This window comes from Prochlorococcus sp. MIT 1306 (genome assembly GCF_047304515.1).
Taxonomy (GTDB): Bacteria; Cyanobacteriota; Cyanobacteriia; order PCC-6307; family Cyanobiaceae; genus Prochlorococcus; species Prochlorococcus marinus_D.
In genome coordinates, this window is sequence record NZ_CP138959.1 from 432,404 (window position 1) to 455,085 (window position 22,682).

The window sequence follows — 22,682 nt, forward strand, 5'->3', positions numbered from 1 at the left end:
GAGATGAGTCTCACCTGCTAGTCTCGCGCAACATCAAGAAGCGGTTAGTCGATCTCATGTCTGATGGCTCGGTCAATTCTGATTCTCCTCTGCCCAGCCCTTCTTCAGATTTAAGCAAAGATATTAATGCTGTGATGGCTCAATCTGATGCGCTTGTTGGTATAGATGATGTTCAGAAGTCTTTGAATCGTTCAAGGGCTTCGGTGTATCGCTACACCAATACAGATCCACGCAACCTCAATCCTTCGTTTAATCCACGCAAGCTCAATCCTGAGTATCGAAGCGATCAGAAAGATCCCCTTCTTTTTCATCCAAATGAAGTCGCCCGTTTCGCAAAGGATGTTTTAAGGATCAAAGAGGTCACTGTTGAGGTTCTGAATTCCCCCTCAACAGCAACCCAACAGGTTCTTGGATCAATCCTTGAGGAGCTGCGTGCGATTAGGTCACAGCTTGATGGATTGAATGATGCACCGTCAGATTTGGCCGCCCATAGAGAGCGGCAGGATCGTCCTGCTGCATAACGTCTCTTTCGGTGACAGAATATTTTGTAGCGGTTTCCGGCAATGGCTTGTCCAGATCCTGAAATCGCCCCGATGAAGGTGGCTGATGCTTTCCCCTACACCGGGTCGTTCTAAACCACCCCTGCATGGATCCTGACCCAGCCTCAGTTTCAAGCCCCTCGTCTAAGGGTGAGGAGCCGTCCAGATCACGTCATGATTCTGGTCTCATTGGACCAGATCCTGAAGATCCTTTCAGTTTGAGTGCCCCTTCGATTGCGTTGCTGGGTTTGACTATTGCCATCGCAACCGTTGGAGTGCCCCTCGCGGCAGTTTTGACAGATCGGTCTGCGGGGACGGAAAGCATGGTTCCCACAGCCTTGGAGAAAGATGGATCTAAGCTCACTACTCCCATCTCCTTCACCCGGGTTGGTCAACCTGTTGGTGGAGATTCCGGCGGGAAGCCGCAACAAGTACGAATATTTCGATGAGGCTGGTGTGATGGCCCTCGATAGGGTTCTTCATTCCTCGGTTCGCTACCCGTTTGATTACGGCTTCATCCCCAACACCCTTGCGGAGGATGGTGCACCTCTTGATGCAATGGTGATCATGGAGGAACCCACATTTGCTGGCTGTCTGATTAGGGCACGACCAATCGGGGTGCTTGATATGCATGATTCCGGGGCTTATGACGGCAAGTTGTTGTGTGTTCCCGTTGCTGATCCCCGTCAACGGTCGATCAGCAGCATTCGGCAGATTTCAGCCAGTCAACTGGAGGATGTGGCTGAATTCTTCCGCACTTACAAAAATCTTGAGGGGCGAGTTGTTGATATCGGTGGCTGGAGAGATTCAGAAGCTGTTGAGCCTCTGTTGGAGACCTGCACCAAAGCGGCGCAGGTTAAGCTGAAAAAGTGACTATGAACCCTAATCGCTTGAATGAACGAGTTCATTCTTTGCTGGTCAGTTAAATCATGCTTAACTCAATAAGGATTTATAGCTATTCGCGGTGCGCTACTTGTCGCAAGGCCCTTGCTTGGTTGCAGCAGCATCAGATTGCGCATGATCTTTTCGACATCGTTGAGACACCTCCTAGTCGAGAGATGCTTCGTGGCGCCATTAAGCAGTTGGCAAGCCGCAAACTTCTCTTCAACACAAGTGGTTTAAGTTATCGCGCGCTTGGCGCAGATGCAGTCAAGGCCATGAGCGATGACGAGGCGCTCGATGCACTTGCATCCGATGGCAAGTTGATTAAACGTCCTTTCCTGATCACTGAAAATGGCAGTGTATTGGTGGGCTTCAAGCCGGAGATCTGGGCTGAGGCGTTGTTGCGCTGAAGAGTAAATCCTCAGAGATAGGAGTTATTCTCGGCGAAAATAAATGTTGTTTTGATGCGATGAATTGTTAGTAGGGCTGCTAAAGGAAAATGAACCAAAGAGATCGCTAACGATGGAAGTGCGATTCTTACTATTCGCAATTTGTAAAAGGTAGCAATCAAGAGCCTAAGGATTATTTGTACATGGTTTGTTCTTGGGGCATTGACTGCCATTTCTGTAGCAGGTGTATGACGGGCAAGGAGTCATACCTTTGCGCGAATATAATGGCCTTGTCTAAATACTTATTTACTTTATCTGCAAGCTGATAGTAGCCTGTAAAGGATAGGGCTTGTTGTCTATTCACGCTGGTGGGAGGAGCTGGTTTGTGTTGGATATTTTCTAGATACAACAGCAAGTTTTTTCAAAGAAGTTCGATCAAGTGGATCCGGATCAAGCCCAAATAGTCAAGAGATTAAGGCCGCTGAGGGGTTGCTATGCAATATTAAATGCGGAGGTAATTGTAATCTTTATGGCCGTTTATCTTTTCGCTATCTAGTTTTCTTTTTCTTGCGTACTTCAGGCTCTCGCTGCCTTTGAATGTCTTCTGATGGCGGCTTAAATGGCATCTTATTCTGTTATTTTGTTGCTTGATTCTTGCTTTTAGCTTGTCGTTTCCGCCTCGCTGAAGTTAAGGCCATCGAGCTCACTGATCAATTCATTAACCCCACCTTGTTCTCTGAGCTGGCGGAAGCTGGAGCGCTTGAACTCTTCAAGGAAGGCCACCATTAGTTCTTGACTACGTTCGAGAACGGCCCCCTGCTCGAGGGTGCGAGCGAGCTCTTCCCAGAAGCGATCAATCGTATCGACTCCTAGTTGCTCGAGCACCATATCCTTGCGGCCAAGTTGGTCGCCGGCATTGCGAGAGAGCTGCAGCAATGTATCGATCATTCCGGCTGCGAGTTGCCGGCTTAGTTCCGATTCGGCCTTTTCAATGACCGCAAGCCCTTTGAGTGGAGCGGGCACGATCACGCCATCCATACTTCGCTGCAAGGCGTGACTAAAGAGTGCCAAAAGTTGGGGGCGCATGCTTGGCCCTACCTCGCTGAGGAGCAGCGGTAACCAGAGCCGAAGCAATTCGGCCAGTTCACGTTCTTCGCTCTTGTCCACTGATTGATGACTACAAAGACTGCGGATTCGTTGTGGCAGATGTGGTGAGCGAATGATTTCTTGCATTGCATCCACGATGCGTAAGGTGAGAACTTCAAACAGCTCCAGGGCTAATAGGGCTACGACGCCCCTGCTGATGACAGCGCGCAAAGGTTCCAGCTGAATGAGCCCAGCGCTGGATAGGCGCTCGGTAACGGGCACTACCCGCAAGAGTCTCCAGAATGGCAGCAGTAGAGGCAGGTCGATCCAGCGTCGAAGCAGGGCCTCTCGCCAGCTAATGCCGGGGAAGCGACGCTTCAGGCGCATAGCCCTTAGCAGGATGTCGAGGAGAAAGAGAAGTTGGAAGGGAGTGTCGAGGCGCCAGGCATGGTCAACAGGCTGCCCGTTTTCGTTGATCGATCGCCAATAGTTGGTGGCGATCAGGGGAAGAATCTTCTCCGTCCAGAACAGTCTTTCTTGCTGCCAATCAAGGTTGTTGAGGTAGTTGTTTCCCAAGAGATGGGCGGCTGCCTGCTTGGAGGAATCCATCCCAGCCCTTGCACGCAGTAGGTTTTTTAGTTTTTCAAGGGTGCCGACGTTGCCAGAGCTGACGAACGGATTCTCATCGATTAGTTGAGTCGTGAGCTCGACTTGATTAAGGCGTAGTTGTTGTGAAGCAGGGCTATTGATTCCTTGCCTTGCTGCGGTTTGATCGAGTTGGCTGAAACATTTGATATAAAGCTGGGTATCTCTATGCGGTTTGATGCCTTTAACAACGTCATAGAAAGGCGTCACGTTCGGCAACCATGGCAACGGCACCATCAACGATGTTGAGGGCAGGGGATAGAGATTGCGGTGTAGCCAGAAATTGCGTAGCGGAATGTAGGTAACGTCGAAGAGGATCCAACTCAAGTTGGTTGCAGCGATTAGCGCCAAAACCTGATCCCAGCGCTGCCAGAACTTACGCGAGGGGGAGGGCTTCAACCCTTGCCAGCGGGGACGCACCATGGGCTGAGGTTGCTTTGATCACGCTAAGGGGCCGGACAGGCTGGCCTTATCGTTAAGCATCGAATTCATAACAGGGCTGAGTTGTCTGACGCGCAGCAGCAGGACCATCCCACAAACGATAAGGCGTCTGCTCCCCAGGGAGCATCAACCTCTAAACCTCATCCATTTTGGGATTTCTGGGGACCAGTCTTCTTCACTTTGGGCCTGTATTTCGGCATTCGTCATTACGTCGCTGAGGCGAGATACATTCCCTCTGAATCGATGATCCCAGGGCTGCAAGTCCAGGATCGTTTGCTGGTTGAGAAAGTCAGCCTTCGCAGTCGATCTCCACGTCGTGGGGAGATCGTGGTGTTTAACACGCCCTATTCCTTTAATTCTGCGTTGAATTTGAAGAGTGGTCAGAGTGCCCTTCCTTGCTTTGTGGTGAACCTTCCTTTTATGAACTGGATTGGACTAACCAATCCCAGCTGTGATGCTTGGATTAAGCGTGTTGTCGCCGTGGGTGGAGACCAGGTTTCGATCAATCCCAGGGGAGAAGTGAGCGTGAATGGACAGAGGCTGAAGGAGCCCTATGTAACCCAGTATTGCCCTGTGAACAACAGGGGAATGGGACCTTGCAATTCCCTGATCGCGACAGTTCCCAGCGATCATGTCTTGGTGCTGGGAGATAACCGAAGCAATAGCACTGATGGACGAATTTGGGGATTTCTGCCTGAGGAAGAGATCCTCGGGCGTGCCTTATGGCGTTTTTGGCCTTTTGATCGTTTCGGCTCACTTATTCCCTGAGTCCACATGCCACGACACGGCCTTGCAGTTGGCAGCCCTGCCAGGGTTGATTAGCGGCTTTGGGGGCATGATCACTGTGCCGATCTTGAGTCCAGAGCTGATCAGGGTCGAACATCAGCCAGCGCCGGCTGCCAATGGTCAAGCGTTCTTCGGGCAGGGTGAGCATTTTTGACGGTCCAAAACTCAGAGCATGCCAAAGCTGCTCTACAGACCAACCAGCTTTGACCACAAGCTCTTGCCAAAGCGCAGGCAGCACGAGTTGATGGCCTGCTAGGCCAGGCTCAAGCTGATTTGGAGGCAGTTGGGTATCTTCCTCATCAAGGGGTATGGCATGGACAGCCACGGCCGTGAGGGTGCCATTGGCAAGGGCCTTGATCAAGGCTGCTCGATCCCGAGGACTACCAAGAGATGGGATGACCCTCCATCCGAGCTCTGTGGGATCAAGTTTGCTTTGGTCAGTCACCAGATGCCACCAGCACACGCTGGCCATAGGCCGGGAGGGACAGGACCCCAAGATGGCGACTCCAGGGGCAGTGGCCAGGTTCATCAGTCTTAGGGAACGTTCAGGGTGCTGCCGATGAAGTTCGAGAAGTTGTCCCAGGGGGAGGGTTTCGCTGGCGAAGGGGTCAGGTGCCCAGCCCGCTCGTAGTGTTTCAACGCCTTCGCGCACCATCCCGCCACCTTGAATTTTTTCATCTCTGGGGGCGATTAACACTGGCGCTGATCCCATTTCGCCTAGCACCAGCCCCCGTTGTAGGAGAGCGATCGGCAGGATTAAATCGTCGTTTGCCAGTCCTACGGCACCGTGTTGCACTAAATCCGCGTGGGGGGATAGTTCGCTGCCGGCACCATCTCTGCTAAAGCTGCCCCACAAGTGAATGTCGACATCGCTATTTGGATTTAAAAATCCCTGCAATCTTTCGGGGCGATCACGCCAGGAGGAACTGCGGGGTAGCAGAGCTAGTTGGCCATAACCGGCAGCAGCAGCTGCATGTCTCAGGCTTGCAAGGGTTTCGCAATGACCACTGATTGGATCTTCAAGGATGGAATGGGGGTCTACAAGACAGGGGGCGAGTAGTTGTTGGCTAGCTGATTTGGGGGTCAGTTCGAGCTGTTGAGCCTGTTGACGTGCCTGCGCTCCAAAGGCGATCAGATGGTTGTCTCTGATCAGCACAGCATCTTCAACGACAGGTTGATCCGACCCGTGCAGGATCCTTATGGGGTCTAGAAGTTGTGCCTCGGGCATCACGTTAGAGCGCCCCAGCAGCTGTGCGATCGAGCACACCACCAAGGTGAGAGGTGAGGTTGAGAGAGGTCACCACTGCAGGTTGGCCTGGATCTGTAGCGATGTCGACCACCGTGACACCTCCATTCCCTTGTTTGACTGCCCAGATATCAGCCGGGGTCATTCCGAGTAGATGGCAGAGAATCGTTTTGTTGACAGCGTCATGAGCCACCACGAGCGCTGTTGCTTCTGGAGCCAGGCTGTTGGCGATCTTGTTCCAGCAGGCCACGGAACGCTCCCATACATCCTGGATGGTTTCGCCTTCGGGCATCTGCACCGTCTGCGGAGCTTGTTTCCAGGCATCTAGCAGTTCAGGCCAGCCGGCTTCAATTTCTGATTCCAGCTTCCCTTCCCAAAGGCCATGGCCGATTTCCACCAGCCCCTGGGTGACTTCGAGTTGGACATCTGGATGGTGCTTGAGGATGGCTTCCGCCGTTTGTTTTGGTCGGGTCATCGAACTGCTGTAGGCCTGATCGATCAACACATCGCTTAGGAATGCTCCGGCGGCGGCGGCTTGCGCGAAGCCATTTTTATTCAGCGGGATGTCGATTTGGCCTTGGAACCGGCCTTGTTGGTTCCAGTCGGTTTCACCATGGCGCACAAGGATCAGTCTCGGCCCCTTCCCTTTGCTGGGTAGTTGCTGATGCAAGTGAACGGTGCTGTTTAGGCATTCGACTTGTGCTTGATGGGATTGCTCTGAGAGGGGTATCAGGTTGAACACCGAGAGTGAGGCGTTATCGAGGCGCAGTCGTCGCAAGCCTTGGTCTGGCTCACCAAGGAGAACAAGGATTAAGCAGCGCAGGATGCAATTGTGCGAAACAACCAGAACTGTTTCGTCACCCTCCAGTGGGTGACGTTGAATGAGTTCCCGTAGGAATTCACGAGCCTGTTCCATCAGCTCGCTAATTGGTTTATAGGGATTGCCGTCTTCTCGCTTGAGAACCAATTCCTGTGGTTGTTGCTTCCAGGTGCGATAGGCATCTGGGAACGTGATCTTTACCTCATCGCTGCAGAGACCACTCCATGGAGCCAGGTCGATTTCCAGTAGCCCATCATCGAAGCAAGGCCTGAGATCACTGCCTTTGCTTGCTAGTAGGTTTGTTGTTGTGGATGCGGCCCGCTTCAGAGGGGAGCTGTAAACAGCATTGATTTGGATTTCTTTCAGGGTTTGTCCAGTTTGACGGGCCTGTTCTTGGCCTTCCGAGGTGAGCGTGGAAAGATCACTGCGACCCTGAATCCGTCGCTCGCGGTTGAAGCTGCTCAGACCATGACGGACGAGGAGAAGACGCAGGGGCACCGGCAAAGATGTTTTGACGCGGCCATCGTATGGGGCCCCCTGCCAGCGCAGTATGGGATGGTCTTCGGCGATGCCCTTGAGGGAGTGTTGAACAGCTGTCAGCGCGCTGTGCTGCGGCCAGCGAGAATCAGCTTCAATTGATGCCTGGTCGTTGAGTTTTGATCCCCTGTTCAGCCTGATCAGGCGATACACCCGTGAGCCGCTTTGGAAAGTCGGCCTGGCTTTTGTATCACTGATGTTCGCGTTTTTGATTTGGTTTGTGGGGTTGCAAGACAGCTTCAGCAGGCCGTCAGTGACCCCAACCATCTCCATGCAGCAACAGGAGATGGCTTTGCTTGCTGATCAGGCCGTCCCTGCAGCCATTAGGCCTCTGCTGGTGGGTGAGGATCCAACATTGGCTTTGCAAGAAGCTCTCGGTGAGATCCCTCTCAGTCAGATGAATGACCGCCAGAGGCTGTTGCTCGCCGGACTCCAATCTTCAGGGGCAGAACGTCGTGAGCTCCTGGCTGATTCAGTGCAGTCACCGTTACTGATTCCTCTACAGCAGGCGCTACTGGCTAGTTCGCAAGAAGGGGTTCTTTCACTTGCTGATCGTGAGGCGCTTGGCTCATTAAGCGGGGACCCTTTGCTTCAACAGGTTGGTTGCTTTGCTCTTGGCGGGGATCGCGATGACTGCGTGAATCCCCGTGTCGCATCGAGCATGGCTTTGAGGCTGGTCTTGAGCGTGGTGTTACCGGCGGCGGCTCTACTTGCCGGTACTGGGCTTTTGTTGCGTCATCTTTGGATGTTGATCCGCAAGTCTGTTGCTCCCTGGCCACCGCTTCAGGCCTTACCACTTTCCTTAACGGACATGGTGCTCCTGATTGCCTGTGGATTTGTGGTCTTGGGTGAGGTGATTGCTCCCGCTTTCGTGGCTCCGCTGAGTGCCTTGATGACTAGGGGGATGGACAGCCCCTTGAGCAAAGCGGTGACAGTGGTGATTGGCTACGGCGCTTTGGCACTACCGCCATTGTTGATTCTGCGTCAGCAGCTGCGCAGTCTGAAGGCAACTGATCGGCCCGTTGATGGATGGTTGCAGTGGCGTCTGCAGCCTTGGGGTTCAGCGTTGCTGAAGGCAGGTCGAGGCTGGTTGATGGTGATGCCGTTGGTTCTATTGACTGGATGGCTGATGGGATTGCTGTTGGGGGATCAAGGGGGAAGCAACCCCTTATTGGAACTGGTACTGCGCAGCAAGGATCCATTGGCCTTGATGTTGCTAGCCACTACCGCTGTGATTCTGGCGCCTCTCTTTGAGGAGTTGGTTTTTCGTGGTGCGCTTTTGCCTGTATTGGCGAAATCTTTTGGTCCGCTATGGGGTGTGGTAACCAGCGCGCTGGTGTTTGGTGTGGCTCACCTGAGTGTTGGTGAATTACCTCCGCTGTTTGTGTTGGGCTTGGGACTCGGTCTATTAAGGCTTAGTTCAGGTCGTCTTTTGCCTTGCGTGCTGATGCATGCCCTCTGGAATGGGGTTACTTTCATCAATCTTTTGCTGCTTGGCGGATAACTGAACTCTTCAATCAGCATGTGATTGTCAGCGACTTAGCCTTGCGGAGGCCTATTGAGGGTGGTTCACTGATTTATTACAGTGGCTTATTCGGTGGTTGCCGCACTCCAACAGCGTTCGGTAACGGCTAACCGTGATGTTTCGCGGGCACGTTCTGTCCGCACACTTGAGCTGATCCAGGGATCCTTGTCTTCAAGGAAGGTGGCTCGCCAGTCGCCAGTTCTGGCAGGACTGCATCGGGCTGCTGATGGTGCATTGATCGGTGTTTTGGTTGCTGCGGCATTGATGTCTGCTCTCACGCTGCATTGGCAGCATCGTTGGACCATTGCTTTCAACAGGCTGGAGACCACTCGCTCATTGGCTCATCGTCTTACGGAGTCAACCGCGATGATTGAGCGACACTTGTTGGCTGAAACCAGGTTGCCTCAGTCGATGGTTCCCACAAAGGTTGCCAACCTTCTTTATCTCGAACGCTCTGCTGATCCGGCTGGTGGTGTTGTTTCTGGAGAGTCGCAATTGCTGAGCCAATTGATGGGCCAACCCATTAATCACGGCTACTGATGCCTGCCTCAAAGGCTCGTCGCTCACGAAGTTCCAGGAGGCGTGACCAGGGCGTGATTGCGTTGGAATCAGTTCCTGCTCATCGGATGCGATGGGTGTTTTCCATCCTCTGCGTTGGGCTGATTGGACTTATGGGCCGGATGGCTTGGCTGCAGGTTCTGCAAGCACCGAAACTTGAAGCCCGTGCAAGGGCTTTGCAGACCCAGCGAACCCAACCGATTGGGACACGGCGTTCAATTGTGGACCGCAATGGACGGCTGGTGGCTCTCGACGAGGAACGCTTTCGGCTTTGGGCTCATCCTCGTTATTTTAATTTCCCCGGGGATGATCCCGGTTTGATTCGTAAGCCACTGGATGTTGCTCGCAAGCTCTCCGGGGTGTTGGCGATACCTGTTGCCGAATTGGTGCAGCGATTTGGTGACCGTCCTTCTGGTGTGAAGCTTGCTGAAGGATTGGATCAGGACATCGTCAATGAAATTCGCAACCTTGGTATCAGTGGTTTAGATCTTGAGGCTTATCCACAGCGGCTCTATCCGCAGGGCGCTCTATTTGCCAACGTGGTGGGCTTTCTTAATTTGGATCGCGTCCCACAGGCGGGATTGGAGCAAAGTCGCCACGAGGCTTTGTTGCGTCATGAACAGGTTCGCAGCCTGCGCCGAGGAGCGGATGGCACCCCCCTTCCTGACGACCTGGCTCCGGGAGTGTTTTATGGCGATCATCTAAGCCTGCAGCTCACTTTGGATGCTCGTTTGCAGGAGCTGGCGGGGCAGGCACTTGTGGCCCAGGTCAAAGAGTGGAAGGCCAAGAAGGGAGTGGCCATCGTGATTGATGTCACCAATGGAGAGTTGCTGGCGCTGGCGTCCACACCCACATATGACCCGAACAAGTATTGGAAATATTCGCCCTCTCGCTTTCGCGAGTGGTCCGTTCAGGACCTTTATGAACCTGGTTCTACCTTAAAGCCGATCAACCTTGCTCTTGCTCTTCAGGAAGGTGTGATTCAGCCGGGTGGAAAGGTGAACGACAACGGATCATTGAAGATCGGTGGATGGCCAATTTCCAACCATGATCGTCAGAGCCATGGGGTGATCGACTACGCCACGGTGCTGCAAGTGTCTAGCAACGTCGGCATGGTGAAGATCATGCGTCAGCTCAAACCCACGCTGTACTGGGATTGGTTGCGACGGCTAGGACTTGATGTCAAGCCCGATACCGATCTGCCGGGGGCTATTGCAGGTCAGTTAAAGACGAAGGAGCAATTCGTGGCTCAGCCAATTGAGCCGGCCACGGCGGCATTTGGACAGGGACTGTCGCTCACGCCACTGAAGCTGGCTCAGTTGCATGCCTTGATTGCCAATGGTGGCCGCCTGGTTAGTCCTCACATCACTAGGGGATTGCGGGCGGGAGAAGCGTTGGCTCCACGCGCCGCCGCAACAACTGGACATCAATTACTGCGCCCAGATGTCACCAGGATTGTGCGGGACTGGATGGAATCGGTTGTAGAGAAAGGGAGTGGGAAAGGGGCGAAAACGCCTGGTTATCGCATCGGTGGCAAGACCGGCACTGCTCAGAAAGCACTGAATGGGGTCTATTTGTCAGGAGCAAAGATTTGCAGCTTTGTTGCCCATCTGCCGGTTGATAATCCTCGCTATGTGGTGGTGGTCGTGGTGGATGAACCTCAGGGGGGCAATGCTTATGGGTCCACGGTGGCGGTGCCTGTAGCGAAACAGATCATTGATGCTTTGCTGGTGCTTGAAAAAATTCCACCTAGCACTGAGCAGACCTATTCTCAGCCGGCCAAAGGCTAAGTCTTGGCAAAGCTTCGATGGTGAGTTCTGAACCTGGGCTGTCAGCGAAAAAAACGCCGCTAGCTTAAAGATCTTGCGAGACGTTCTGCTTTATGGCCACACTCCTTGAGCAGCTTTCCACCATGACCGTGGTCGTGGCGGATACCGGTGATTTGGACGCCATTAGAAAGTTCACCCCCAGGGATGCCACGACCAACCCTTCATTGATCCTTGCGGCGGCGCAGATTCCTGCTTATCAGAGTTTGATCGATGAGGCTCTTCATTCCTCCCGTCAGTTGTTGGGCAGCTCTGCAGCTGTGGAGGAGGTGGTCCATGAGGCTCTCGATGAAATTTGTGTAATCTTTGGAAAGGAAATCCTCAAGATTGTTCCTGGCCGTGTTTCCACTGAAGTGGATGCTCGCCTCAGTTTCAATACTGAAGCCACAATCGCTAAGGCTCATAAACTCATTGGCCTATATAACGACGCTGGCATTACTAATGATCGCGTTTTGATCAAGATAGCTTCTACTTGGGAGGGTATAAAAGCGGCTGAGGTTTTGGAGAAGGATGGAATTCATTGCAACTTAACTCTGCTATTTGGCTTTTCTCAGGCTGTCGCTTGTGCAGAAGCAGGAGTCACTTTGATCTCTCCTTTTGTTGGGCGAATCCTTGATTGGTACAAGGCTTCTACTGGTCGGGATTCTTATACAGGTCCAGAAGATCCTGGTGTGATCTCGGTGACCAAGATCTTTAATTACTTCAAAACCTATGATTACAAGACTGAGATCATGGGCGCGAGTTTCCGCAATCTTGACGAAATTATTGAATTGGCTGGATGTGATTTGTTGACCATCTCACCAAAGCTTTTGGATCAGCTGCGTAGTACAGAGGCTCCGCTGATGCGTAAGTTGGATGCTGTCAATCCTGTTGCTGCAGAGTCTCAGATCCATGTCGATAAGGAGAGTTTTGAGTCAATGATGAGGGCTGATCGCATGGCTTTTGAGAAGTTGGATGAAGGGATTCGCGGCTTTAGCAAGGCGATTGAAACTCTTGAGGCTCAGTTGGCGCATCGATTAGCTGTTTTGGAGGGAGGAGCGGCTTTCTGCCATGTTGTTCAGGAGATTTTCATGCTCAATGATCTCGATGGTGATGGTTGTATTACTAGAGAAGAATGGCTCGGTAGTGATGCGGTATTTGACGCCTTAGATCATGACCATGATGGCCGACTTCTTCAGGAAGATGTTCGTTCTGGGCTGGGTGCTGCGTTGGCACTAACAACAGCTTAAAGTCTCGCTGAATAAGGGAATGAGTCTTTCCGTTATCAATGCTTTCCCCTGGCAGTAATTAGCTGAAAGACATAGAACGTTTGGTCTTATTGAAGTCTCTAGTCAAGATTGCGATCTTCTCTGGGTGGGAAAATCTATAGCTTTGTCTCGAGTAAGATAGAGAGCTTGGAGATGAGTGTTTGCTACAATTTTTTATGGCATTGAAGAATATCTTACTTTGCCTGAGTTGAAGCTGGAGAGTTTTTTCTGCCATCTTGAAAGTAATAATGCTCTGATCGCAAGATCGGCATCGTTTGATCAGAGCATGAGAGAGATCAGGGTTGGCAATCCAGCCAATTCAACTGGCATGCGTGCAAAGATCCCCTCTCGCTATAAAGTTGTTTTCCAAATAGGCTTCTGCTTTCTCTGCTCTTGGCGACCTATCTGATCACAGGAACGAATCGCGGCATTGGCTATGAATATTGTCGTCAGCTTCAGGCTCGTGGTGACGTGGTTGTGGCTGCATGCCGTAAGCCTTCGCCGCAATTGGAAGGCTTAGGCGTGCGTATTGAGGCCGGGGTCGAGATCACTTCAGATGGATCGATTGCGAGCTTGAAGGAACGGCTTCGCAGCTTGCCGATCGATGTGCTGATCCACAATGCCGGCATTTTGGAAAGCACGACTTTGAAAAATTTTGATCCCGAGAGCCTTCGTCGTCAGTTCGAGGTCAACGCCATTGGGCCATTACGTGTCACACATGCTCTTATGGATCATCTACTTCCTGGCGCAAAAGTCATTTTGATGACTAGCCGAATGGGCTCGATCGATGACAACAGTTCCGGCGGTTCTTATGGCTACAGAATGTCGAAGGTGGCTTTGTGTATGGCAGGAAAGTCATTAGCTATCGACCTTAAATCTCAAGGCATTGCCGTGGCGCTTCTTCATCCAGGGCTTGTGCGTACCCGCATGACAGGATTCACTGATCAAGGCATTACTCCAGAAGAATCGGTTGATGGCTTGCTGGCCCGTATTGACAATCTCAATTTGGAAAACTCAGGCACTTTTTGGCATGCCAATGGGGAGATTCTCCCTTGGTAACAATTGGTTTGTTGAAGAAGTGATTGACGTTGCTTTTAGCTTGTAAGTTTTCGTACTTCTTAATCACTCTAGAGCACTTCACTGCTCACGCTGAAATTTATTTTGAATTAGAGATGCTTGAATGCTAGTTGTCGAACTTCGTTCGGCCAATCTTTATTCTTTCAGGTAATTAACGTTGCAAGAGCAACCGTTTAATTACACGCTGGGCAATGTCTCCATATCCCATCTCTCCAGAAAGGATCTGAGCAATCCGTTGTGGAGCTGTTGGCCTTTTGATTCCAAGCTGATATCCCACCTTGGGGAATCGATAAAACACTTGGGCAATCCTTTTCCCCCAGGCCATGGAGTCTCCCCACCGTTGTCGCATGGTTTGGCTGTAATCAGCCAGGTTGTTGGTATCACCGTTCAACCAATGGTTAAGGCAGCGGGCTGCTTCGCATCCACTCATCAACGCTGGGCGCAGACCTTCTGCCAGGAACGGATCGCATAGTGATGCCGCATCTCCCACGGCGATGACACCATCGCCATGCAGTGCTTGATGGCCGTTCCAAACTCGTAAAGATGCTTCTTGTCGTTTGCCTGCTTGCGGGTCAAATCCCAGGCTCGGTAGCAGTTGTTCCAAGACGGCATCACTATCAGCGGCATTGCGGCCGATGAACGTACCTACGCCTACATTCACGCCTCCTGCCAAGGGGAAAGCCCAGGCAAACCCATGATGTACCAGCCCAAATTCAAATCGGGCTGAACCAGTTTTGAGGTTGCCGCGACCCTCCAGGCGCACAGACATGGTGCTCGCGTGATGCAGTGTTTTTGGTCCCAATCCCAAGGCTTCAGGCCAAGCGGACAGGGAGCCATTAGCCACTACGACCGCTCTTGCTTCAAGTTGTCTGCCGTCATCGGCTGTAACTTGCCAAACCCCCTCTTGTCTTTGCAGGCTTTTCACCGCAAAAGGCCGCAGCAGTTCGGCGCCTGCATCAATCGCATGGCTTGTTAGGAGGGCATCAAGCTTCTCTCGCCGCACAATCCAAAACGGGGCGGAATCTTGCAGGTCGGCCACGACGTGATCACTCAGCTGCCAGCTGAACTCAACCCTTTCAATGACTTCATCAACGACCGATTGCAAGTCAAATGGAAACCACTCCTGCACCGCAGCTGCCATGCCTCCACCACAGGGTTTGATCGTTTGGTGTGCATTCTGTTCGAGCAGTGTGACGTGTTGGCCGGCTGCAGCCAGATGGAAAGCCGCCGCAGATCCAGCGGCGCCTGCTCCGATGACCAGCACATCTCGAGTGCTCAAACCTTGAGAATGTCGGCTTCTTTTTCGGCGAGGTATTTTTCGATTTCAGTGATGAATGTGTCGGTGAGTTTTTGTATCCCATCCTGTTCATCATGGCTCTGATCTTTAGAGAGCTCAGCATCTTTTTCTAGCTTTTTCACTTTATCAATTGCATCGCGACGGATGTTGCGCAGGGCTACTTTGCCTTCTTCTGCATATTTTGCTGCCAGCTTGCAGAACTCTTTGCGGCGCTCTTCAGTTAGCGGCGGCACATTGATGCGAATGATCTTGCCGTCATTGTTGGGTGTCAAGCCCAAATCACTAGTGGCAATGGCTTTTTCAATCAGGCCCATTGATCCATTGTCAAAGGGCTGTATGGCAATCGTCTGTGAATCAGGGGTGGATATTGTTGCTAGAGATTTCAGGGGCGTTTCGGTGCCGTAATACTCAACGTTGATTCGATCCAGTAGTGACGGGTTGGCGCGTCCAGTACGGATAGTGGCGAAGTTGCGCTGTGTGGCCTCCACTGATTTGTGCATGTTGTCATTGAGATCCTGGTTCGACATGGCTTCAGAGAGGCGAAGGCTGGGTGAAGGGATGAGTTGGGATGGGCTGTTTAGGCTGCATTGCTGATACGGGAGCCGATTGCTTCGCCAGCCACTGCTTTGCCGATGTTGCCAGGTTCAAAGAGGTCAAATACAACGATCGGGATATTGTTGTCTTTGCATAGGGCAATGGCAGTGCTGTCCATCACCGCCAGCTCGCCGCTTAGCACTTGCTGGAAGGTGAGTGAGTCGTAGCGTTTTGCATCAGGGAAGCGTTTGGGATCACGGTCATAGACCCCATCCACCTTCGTGGCTTTGAACACCACATCAGCGTTGATTTCCGCAGCCCGAAGTGAGGCCGTGGTGTCAGTTGTGAAGAATGGATTGCCGCAGCCTCCACCAAACACAACCACTCGGCCTTTCTCTAGATGGCGAATGGCTCGCCGACGGATGTAAGGCTCCGCCACCTCTTGCATTTCGATTGCAGTTTGTACTCGGGTTGGTACTCCTGCTCGCTCTAAGCCGTCCTGCAATGTGATGGCATTCATCACTGTGGCCAACATGCCGACGTAGTCGGCTGTGGCCCGATCCATGCCCGCTGCAGAACCCTTTAGGCCTCGAAAAATGTTGCCACCCCCCACCACGATCGCCAACTGGGTGCCCTTGGCCACCACTTTTGCTACATCTTCTGCGATGGATTGAACAATTGCTGGATCGATGCCATAACTCTGATCGCCCATCAGCGCTTCGCCGCTGAGCTTTAGAAGGACTCGCGCGTAGGCCATTCATCGTCCAGATCCCGACGAGAGTAGCAAGCCTTCTCCTACTAGTCCTTGAGCTGGATGGTCTGAAGGGTTGTCGCTTCTCAGATTCGCTTGGAGGAAGTCATCATTCCTGATCGATGCGAGAGAACTTGCTTTGTCGCAGCGATGTGATGGCCCGTCTGACATTTTGAGCGCTTGAACGCATCAGACAGGATCCTTCTTTTTGGAGCGAGCTCATTGTTCATGGAGCAGAGCTTTGCTGGTGAACGGTCTGTCGGGTTATTTGCTACAGATCAGCTATTGGATGCAGATTTAGAGGTGAGATGATTGATTGCTTCAAAACTCAATTCCTGCTTGTGCTTTGACGCCTTGCTCTTTGAAGGGGTGGTGCACCAAGGTCATTTCTGTGACCAGATCTGCACGTTCAATGAGCTCCTTTGGTGCGCCCCGGCCAGTGAGTGCTACGTGGGTTAGGGGTGGCCTTTCCGTGATCCCCCCTAGTACTTCTTCTACCTTGAGGTATCCCAGTTTCATCGCCACATTGACCTCATCAAGCACTACAAGTTTGTGGTTGTTGCTGTGGAGGTAAATCAGAGCCTGTTGCCAGGCTTTTGATACCAATTGCTGATCTCTTTCCCGGTCTTGGGTTGTCCAGGTGAAGCCCTCTCCAAAGGCATGCCAGCTCAATGCGTCACCAAAAACTTTTAACGCTTTTGCTTCGCCTGGCTGCCAACTTCCTTTAATGAATTGCACGACTGCAACACGCTCGCCATGGCCAAGGGTGCGTAAGGCTAGCCCTAGCGCTGCTGTGGTTTTGCCTTTGCCATGTCCTGTGAACACAAGGATTAGGCCCTTCTCTTTGTCTCGTTCTTCTACACGTTGGCGCTGAACGTCTTGTCGGCGCTGCATGCGTTTGCGGTAGCTCTGTTGGTCGGTTTCGGGGGCTAAATGGCCGCCTATGCCGAGAACTTCTGCGCTGTGATCGAGTTCAGTTGAAGAGGGCGAATGCGGAGCTGGAGGGTTGGTCATCAAAATGTTGGCAAGGTCTTGAGCATGCTTTGAGTTGGGCTGCTTATGGAAGGCGGGCTGTGATTCGTTGTAGTGCTCGGCCTGCTAATAGTTCTTGCTCAATAGTGCTGTAACCCATCTCTCGAAGTTGCTTGGGCAAGTCTGCTTGGAGCATTGTGATAGCGGTTTCAGTTTCGAACAAGGCACAAAACAACTGTTGGGGCAGTTTGAGGCAGGGGCCTGCTGGATGGAGGTCGATCAGCACTAGCCAACCCCCCGGTTGCAATAGGCGCATGCAGGCTTTGAGCACTTGTCGTCGTTCTTCTGAGCTGAATTCGTGCAAGGCCAGGCTGATTTGGATAGCCTCAAATTGGTTGGTGTTTAGCGGTGGCTTTTCTGCCATGCCCTCGATGCATTGCAGTTGGGGGGTTCGTTGAGCTGCTAGTGCCAGTGCCTTTGGTGAAAGATCTAAACCTGTTACAGCGAAACCAGCCTTGATCCATGGTGCTGCTGTTTCGCCAGACCCACAGCAAAGATCCAAAACTGGTGCTCCTTTAGAAAGCTTGTCTTGAAGAGCAGTCAGCCCTAAGGACCTCAACCGATTGACACCCCCTACGCTGAGGGCCGAAATGGTTGTGACTAGGTCATAGAACCAGCGATGCTCGTAGGCAAAGGTTCTTAGTGGTGAGGTCATGGGCTGAGCTTTCGAGCTAGGGCTGCATCTACCGCTTGTTGTTGGTCACGTCGGGTGATCCAGTGGTGATAGGTGCGGGTATGAATAGCCACTGAATGGCCCATCATTCTTGCTGCAACGGTGTCTGGAAGGCCGATGTGGATTGTGCGTACCGCCCAGGCATGCCGCAGGTTGTAGGGGGTGAGGGGCAGTTGATAGCGTCGGAATTGTTCCGACACTCTTCTCCCCACCTGTTGGAGTGTGGTGTGACGCAGGTCGACATTCACCGGCGGCAGGGCCTGGGCATTGTTTGCTAGTTGTTCAAGTTCAAAATGCTTGACCCAGTCTGGATGAAACGGCCAAACCTGATGCTCGCCGGTTTTTGTGTTTGGTAGGACCCGCAGCACCTGATCTTCCCCCTTCGCTAAAGCAGCAAGGTCGCAGAAGAACACCTCGTGATTGCGCAGGCCGTAAGTGGCCATCAGTCCATAGGCAAGTCGCCATCCTGGGTTGGGGATGCGCTCCACCGCCTCGATGATCTGATTGTCGCTGGGTAGTTGACGAAAGCGCGCTTGATGTAGTCCATATCCATCCGCTTCTGCTCGCCAGTCTTCCGGCAGTGCCATTTCCAGGTGGCGTGCCAATGCACCTAGGGCCGTGGCGCATTGCTGTCGGCTTCGGCTGCCATCTGCATAACTGGCCAGAGTGTCTCTTAAAAGGTCTGAATCAAAACAGCTCTGCTTGTTAACAGCTAGGGCTTTGAGTCGTCGTAAGTAAGGAAGGTAAGCGGACGTCCATGTGCTGCGGCTACCGGCCGGTGACCGTCGGCGATATGGATCAGTAAAGAATGCTTCTTCAAAGCTGACCAAAGCTTCTCTCAGCCCTTTCGCTATCTGTTCAGGTTGTGTTCGTGTCGATTTGGTCGTCCACTGGGACCAGTCGAATTGTTTGCGTTGCAGTTGGTAGTGCACCAGTTGCACAATTCGCTCAGCCTCTTTCAATCCTTTTTGTTCTGCCAAAAGCTGCAAACTGATTCGTTGAGTTTTGATCAATCCAGTTCCATTCCGGCAGGGCAGTGCGCCGCGTAAATTGAGCCACTGGCCTCGCTGTTCAATTCTCAGGTTGATGCCGCTGTCAGCCAGGGCACGGTTGATGGTGATTAGCTCGTTGCTCAGCTCCATGGCCCTGTAGGGATGGTGCCACCTTGGCGTTGATGGCAGCTACCCTCAAGTCCCTCTAAAGAACTCTCTTCTATATGGCTCGGGTCGGTGTCCTCTTGATGAATCTTGGGGGCCCTGAACGTATCCAGGATGTAGGGCCTTTTCTCTTCAATATTTTTGCCGATCCGGAGATCATTCGGCTGCCTAACCCCGCTCTTCAGAGGCCTCTGGCCTGGTTCATCAGCACGCTGCGCAGCAGTAAATCCGAGCAGGCTTACCGCTCAATAGGGGGCGGTTCTCCTCTGCGGCGGATCACTGAACAACAGGCTCGGGAGTTGCAGAGCTTGCTTCGGCAACGCGGTATCGATGCCACGAGCTATGTGGCGATGCGTTATTGGCATCCCTTCACAGAATCCGCTGTCGCAGATATCAAAGCTGATGGGATTGATCAGGTGGTGGTGCTTCCCCTCTACCCTCATTTTTCGATTAGTACCAGTGGCTCGAGTTTTCGAGAGTTGCAGCGCTTGCGACAGACTGATGAATCTTTCCGCAAGCTGCCAATACGTTGTATTCGCAGCTGGTACGACCACCCTGGATATGTTCTTGCCATGGCGGAGTTGATCGCTGAGCAGGTTCGGCTGAGTGATGTGCCTGAAGAAGCTCAAGTGTTTTTTAGTGCTCATGGAGTGCCCAAGAGCTATGTCGAACAAGCAGGTGATCCATACCAGAAGGAGATCGAGGCTTGTACAACCTTGATCATGGCTGAGCTGGAAAACCTTCTTGGCTATGGCAATCCTCATTCCCTTGCCTATCAAAGCCGAGTGGGTCCAGAGGAATGGATTCAGCCCTATACCGATCAAGTTATTGAGCAGCTTGGTGAGGCTGGTACACGGGATTTAGTGGTTGTGCCGATCAGCTTTGTGAGCGAACACATCGAAACTCTCGCCGAGCTTGATATCGAATACCGCGAGCTGGCGACCGAAGCAGGGATTGTTCATTTCAGGCGGGTGCCTGCTCTTGATACTTACCCCACATTCATTGAGGGCCTGGCCGATCTGGTTGGATCCAGTCTTGAGGGGCCAGAGATCAATCTCGATGAGGCTGCCAAGCTGGCCGGTCGAGTGAAGTTCTATCCCCAGGAGAGATGGCAATGGGGCTTGAATACCAGTTCTGAGGCATGGAATGGACGCATAGCCATGCTTGGTTTTGCGGCTTTTTTGTTGGAGCTGATCAGTGGCCATGGCCCTTTGCACGCGATCGGTCTGCTCTGAGTGCTGGCTAGTTAAGAGTGGTCTCACTCTTCTTGTTGGTTCGTTTGTGGGATGACTGTTCTCAACGGAGTCCATTTGTATTGGGGCATTCGCCCTCAGGCAGCAGGCTCAATGACGGATTGATTTTGCTGGTGATGGTGAAGAACCAATAGGCAATCTGTACGGCAGGCCCTTAATCTTTAGGAGCAGACCATGCTTTGCCACTGCCGTGACCTTGACTTCTTCAACCACGGCTCTCGGTGGTTCATCACAACAAGAGCAAAAACGTATGACGGGCGCCGATGCCCTGATGGATGCTCTTCGCCGCAACGGTGTTGACATCATCTTTGGTTATCCAGGTGGTGCAATCCTTCCCATTTACGACGCCGTTCATAAGGCGGAGCAGCAGGGATGGTTGAAACACATCCTTGTTCGCCATGAGCAGGGGGGTGCCCATGCGGCGGATGGCTATGCCAGGGCTACAGGTCGTGTTGGAGTTTGCTTTGGAACCTCTGGGCCAGGCGCAACCAATCTGGTTACTGGTATCGCCACGGCCCAGATGGATTCAGTTCCAATGGTGGTGATCACAGGACAGGTCCCTCGACCATGCATTGGTACAGATGCTTTTCAGGAAACTGATATTTTCGGGATCACTCTGCCTATCGTGAAACACTCTTGGGTTGTTCGCGATCCGGGTGATTTGGCTTCGGTTGTTGCTCAAGCATTTTTCATTGCAGCTTCTGGGAGACCTGGTCCGGTCTTGATTGATATCCCCAAGGATGTGGGCCAGGAGGAATTCGACTATCAGCCAGTTGAACCTGGATCCGTCGTGCCTGCAGGATTTCACCGATTCCCGGCTCCAGAACTTTCCTCAATTGAGGCGGCTCTCGATTTAATTGATGATGCTCAGAGGCCTCTCCTTTACGTTGGCGGAGGAGTTATTTCTGCCGGAGCTCACGAGAGTCTTAAGGGTTTTGCAGAACGTCACCAGATACCTGTTACTACCACATTGATGGGTAAGGGGGCTTTTGATGAGCGACATCCTTTGGCTTTGGGGATGTTGGGAATGCATGGCACTGCCTATGCCAACTTTGCAGTTACTGAATGTGATTTGTTGATCGCTGTTGGCGCACGTTTCGATGACCGGGTTACAGGCAAGCTTGATACTTTTGCGCCCCGCGCAAGAGTGATTCATTTTGAAATTGATCCAGCAGAAGTAGCTAAGAACCGACGTCCTGATGTTGCGGTATTGGGTGATGTTGGTGTCAGCTTGGTGAAGTTATTGGACTTGAGTAAGCAAAAGCCTGTTGAGTTGAGGACTTCAGCTTGGCTAACTCGTATTGAGAGTTGGAAGGACCTTTACCCCTTGATGACTCCGCCTGAGGAGGGGCCAATTTATCCGCAGGAGGTGCTTTTAGCGATAAGGGACTTGGCTCCTGAGGCCTACATAACAACTGATGTTGGCCAGCATCAGATGTGGGCGGCTCAATATTTACGTAATGGGCCTCGTCAGTGGATCAGTAGCGCGGGATTGGGAACGATGGGTTTCGGGATGCCAGCTGCTATTGGTGTTCAAATTGCTTTGCCAGATGAGCAGGTTGTTTGTATCGCTGGTGATTCCAGCATCCTGATGAATATTCAGGAGTTGGGAACACTGATTGAGTACAACATCCCAGCCAAGATTGTGATTGTGAACAACCATTGGCAAGGCATGGTTCGTCAGTGGCAGCAAAGCTTCTATGAAGATCGTTATTCAGCCACTGACATGCTTCCGGGCATGCCTGATTTCGTGGCATTGGCGAAGGCCTTCAGGATTGGCGGGGTGTTGATCACTGAGCGAAAGGATCTCAGGTCAAGCTTGAAGCAGGCCCTTGCTACTCCAGGTCCGATGCTCATCGATGTGCATGTGCGACGTGATGAAAATTGCTATCCGATGGTTCCTCCTGGCAAGAGCAACGCTCAAATGGTGGGTTTACCTAACCACCCTGAACTTTCTGGGGTTTCTCTCTAATGCAACGACTGCAGTTTGTTCTTCTAAGCATTCTGCTTGTTTTGTTCATCGCACCATTGCCTGTCATGGCGGCGGAAGTGCTGCGTGTGAGTGGCTCCTCGTTGCTCCTGGTTGGTGACCACAACCGAACCTATACGGTTCGTCTTGCTTGTTTGCAGGTGGATCCATCTGATGAGGCGGAGGCGATGGCTTGGTTGAAGTCAGAGCTACCCAGGCGCCGGCGGGTCAATCTGCGCCCAGAAGGTTCTAGCGAAGGGGTGCTTTTGGCGCGGGTGACCTCGATCGGCAGCGATGTAGATCTCAGTGCAGGGCTAGCGACTGCTGGTTTAGGTCGTTTAACGTGCGATTCGCCTCAGACTTGAGATAGGAGCAGCTCTGCAGGATCAAATTGTTTCTCTAGAAAGATCTT

General features: G+C 52.3%; 21 protein-coding genes. 12 read left to right on the forward strand and 9 right to left on the reverse strand.

Going from position 1 to position 22,682, the window contains the following annotated elements; genetic code table 11:
• Window positions 1-56 precede the first annotated feature (56 nt).
• The 3 genes from SIB74_RS02260 to SIB74_RS02270 all read left to right on the forward strand — a co-directional run bounded on the left by SIB74_RS02260 (window position 57) and on the right by SIB74_RS02270 (window position 1,831).
• The gene (locus SIB74_RS02260; RefSeq protein ID WP_011825410.1) at window positions 57-521 is read left to right on the forward strand and encodes a hypothetical protein; all 465 of its coding nucleotides are present in this window, start codon (window positions 57-59) and stop codon (window positions 519-521) included.
• 366 nt (window positions 522-887) lie between these two features.
• Window positions 888-1,412, forward strand: coding sequence for an inorganic diphosphatase (locus SIB74_RS02265; RefSeq protein WP_011825412.1), 525 nt, complete (start codon window positions 888-890; stop codon window positions 1,410-1,412).
• A gap of 56 nt (window positions 1,413-1,468) precedes the next feature.
• Window positions 1,469-1,831 (forward strand): arsenate reductase family protein, encoded by a 363-nt coding sequence (locus SIB74_RS02270; protein WP_063396161.1) that lies wholly within the window; start codon window positions 1,469-1,471, stop codon window positions 1,829-1,831.
• 639 nt (window positions 1,832-2,470) lie between these two features.
• On the opposite strand, the gene SIB74_RS02275 is transcribed toward SIB74_RS02270, so the two are convergent.
• Window positions 2,471-3,964 (reverse strand): hypothetical protein, encoded by a 1,494-nt coding sequence (locus SIB74_RS02275; RefSeq protein WP_063396159.1) that lies wholly within the window; start codon window positions 3,962-3,964, stop codon window positions 2,471-2,473.
• Between the two features lie 81 nt (window positions 3,965-4,045).
• Here SIB74_RS02275 and lepB point away from each other — a divergent pair, with 81 nt between their 5' ends.
• The gene (gene lepB, locus SIB74_RS02280) at window positions 4,046-4,750 is read left to right on the forward strand and encodes a signal peptidase I (protein ID WP_063396158.1); all 705 of its coding nucleotides are present in this window, start codon (window positions 4,046-4,048) and stop codon (window positions 4,748-4,750) included.
• Here the strand turns inward: lepB and SIB74_RS02285 are convergent.
• Together SIB74_RS02285 and SIB74_RS02290 are read right to left on the reverse strand one after the other, a co-directional pair.
• Window positions 4,740-5,996: a hypothetical protein gene (locus SIB74_RS02285; RefSeq protein ID WP_063396396.1), complete on the reverse strand. Its 1,257-nt coding sequence runs from the start codon at window positions 5,994-5,996 to the stop codon at window positions 4,740-4,742. The two genes, lepB and SIB74_RS02285, sit on opposite strands and share 11 nt — an antisense overlap.
• Window positions 5,997-6,000: 4 nt before the next feature.
• Complete coding sequence (locus SIB74_RS02290) at window positions 6,001-7,332, reverse strand: histidine phosphatase family protein (RefSeq protein WP_063396397.1); 1,332 nt, start codon at window positions 7,330-7,332, stop codon at window positions 6,001-6,003.
• 151 nt (window positions 7,333-7,483) lie between these two features.
• On the opposite strand from SIB74_RS02290, the gene SIB74_RS02295 reads away from it, so the two are divergent.
• From SIB74_RS02295 to SIB74_RS02315, 5 genes are all read left to right on the forward strand, one after another.
• On the forward strand, window positions 7,484-8,875 hold the full coding sequence (locus SIB74_RS02295) for a CPBP family intramembrane glutamic endopeptidase (RefSeq protein WP_304440657.1): 1,392 nt from the start codon (window positions 7,484-7,486) through the stop codon (window positions 8,873-8,875).
• A 93-nt stretch (window positions 8,876-8,968) separates the two neighbouring features.
• Window positions 8,969-9,436: a hypothetical protein gene (locus tag SIB74_RS02300; RefSeq protein WP_063396395.1), complete on the forward strand. Its 468-nt coding sequence runs from the start codon at window positions 8,969-8,971 to the stop codon at window positions 9,434-9,436.
• Complete coding sequence (locus tag SIB74_RS02305; RefSeq protein ID WP_063396157.1) at window positions 9,436-11,244, forward strand: peptidoglycan D,D-transpeptidase FtsI family protein; 1,809 nt, start codon at window positions 9,436-9,438, stop codon at window positions 11,242-11,244. The genes SIB74_RS02300 and SIB74_RS02305 overlap by 1 nt, the downstream gene beginning before the upstream one ends.
• A gap of 92 nt (window positions 11,245-11,336) precedes the next feature.
• Entirely contained in the window at window positions 11,337-12,509 is a 1,173-nt protein-coding gene (locus SIB74_RS02310; RefSeq protein ID WP_011825422.1) for a transaldolase, read from the forward strand.
• Window positions 12,510-12,920: 411 nt separating this feature from the next.
• Complete coding sequence (locus SIB74_RS02315) at window positions 12,921-13,586, forward strand: SDR family oxidoreductase (RefSeq protein ID WP_063396155.1); 666 nt, start codon at window positions 12,921-12,923, stop codon at window positions 13,584-13,586.
• A gap of 169 nt (window positions 13,587-13,755) precedes the next feature.
• Here the strand turns inward: SIB74_RS02315 and SIB74_RS02320 are convergent, their stop codons facing one another.
• The 6 genes from SIB74_RS02320 to SIB74_RS02345 all read right to left on the reverse strand — a co-directional run bounded on the left by SIB74_RS02320 (window position 13,756) and on the right by SIB74_RS02345 (window position 19,033).
• A complete protein-coding gene (locus tag SIB74_RS02320; RefSeq protein ID WP_063396154.1) occupies window positions 13,756-14,883 on the reverse strand; it encodes an NAD(P)/FAD-dependent oxidoreductase in 1,128 nt (375 codons plus the stop codon).
• Entirely contained in the window at window positions 14,880-15,428 is a 549-nt protein-coding gene (gene frr, locus SIB74_RS02325; RefSeq protein ID WP_063396153.1) for a ribosome recycling factor, read from the reverse strand. Before frr ends, SIB74_RS02320 begins: the two co-directional genes overlap by 4 nt.
• A 50-nt stretch (window positions 15,429-15,478) precedes the next feature.
• Window positions 15,479-16,192, reverse strand: a complete 714-nt coding sequence (gene pyrH, locus SIB74_RS02330; RefSeq protein WP_063396152.1) for a UMP kinase — start codon at window positions 16,190-16,192, stop codon at window positions 15,479-15,481.
• A 315-nt stretch (window positions 16,193-16,507) separates the two neighbouring features.
• The gene (gene cobO, locus SIB74_RS02335) at window positions 16,508-17,200 is read right to left on the reverse strand and encodes a cob(I)yrinic acid a,c-diamide adenosyltransferase (RefSeq protein WP_063396151.1); all 693 of its coding nucleotides are present in this window, start codon (window positions 17,198-17,200) and stop codon (window positions 16,508-16,510) included.
• Window positions 17,201-17,243: 43 nt separating this feature from the next.
• Window positions 17,244-17,873: a class I SAM-dependent methyltransferase gene (locus SIB74_RS02340; RefSeq protein ID WP_063396150.1), complete on the reverse strand. Its 630-nt coding sequence runs from the start codon at window positions 17,871-17,873 to the stop codon at window positions 17,244-17,246.
• Window positions 17,870-19,033 (reverse strand): site-specific integrase, encoded by a 1,164-nt coding sequence (locus SIB74_RS02345; RefSeq protein WP_063396149.1) that lies wholly within the window; start codon window positions 19,031-19,033, stop codon window positions 17,870-17,872. Before SIB74_RS02345 ends, SIB74_RS02340 begins: the two co-directional genes overlap by 4 nt.
• A 74-nt stretch (window positions 19,034-19,107) precedes the next feature.
• Between SIB74_RS02345 and hemH the strand changes: the two genes are divergently transcribed.
• From hemH to SIB74_RS02360, 3 genes are all read left to right on the forward strand, one after another.
• A complete protein-coding gene (gene hemH / locus SIB74_RS02350; RefSeq protein WP_063396148.1) occupies window positions 19,108-20,283 on the forward strand; it encodes a ferrochelatase in 1,176 nt (391 codons plus the stop codon).
• Window positions 20,284-20,491: 208 nt separating this feature from the next.
• A complete protein-coding gene (ilvB, locus tag SIB74_RS02355; RefSeq protein ID WP_063396147.1) occupies window positions 20,492-22,273 on the forward strand; it encodes a biosynthetic-type acetolactate synthase large subunit in 1,782 nt (593 codons plus the stop codon).
• Entirely contained in the window at window positions 22,273-22,635 is a 363-nt protein-coding gene (locus SIB74_RS02360; protein ID WP_063396146.1) for a hypothetical protein, read from the forward strand. The genes ilvB and SIB74_RS02360 overlap by 1 nt, the downstream gene beginning before the upstream one ends.
• Window positions 22,636-22,682 lie beyond the last annotated feature (47 nt).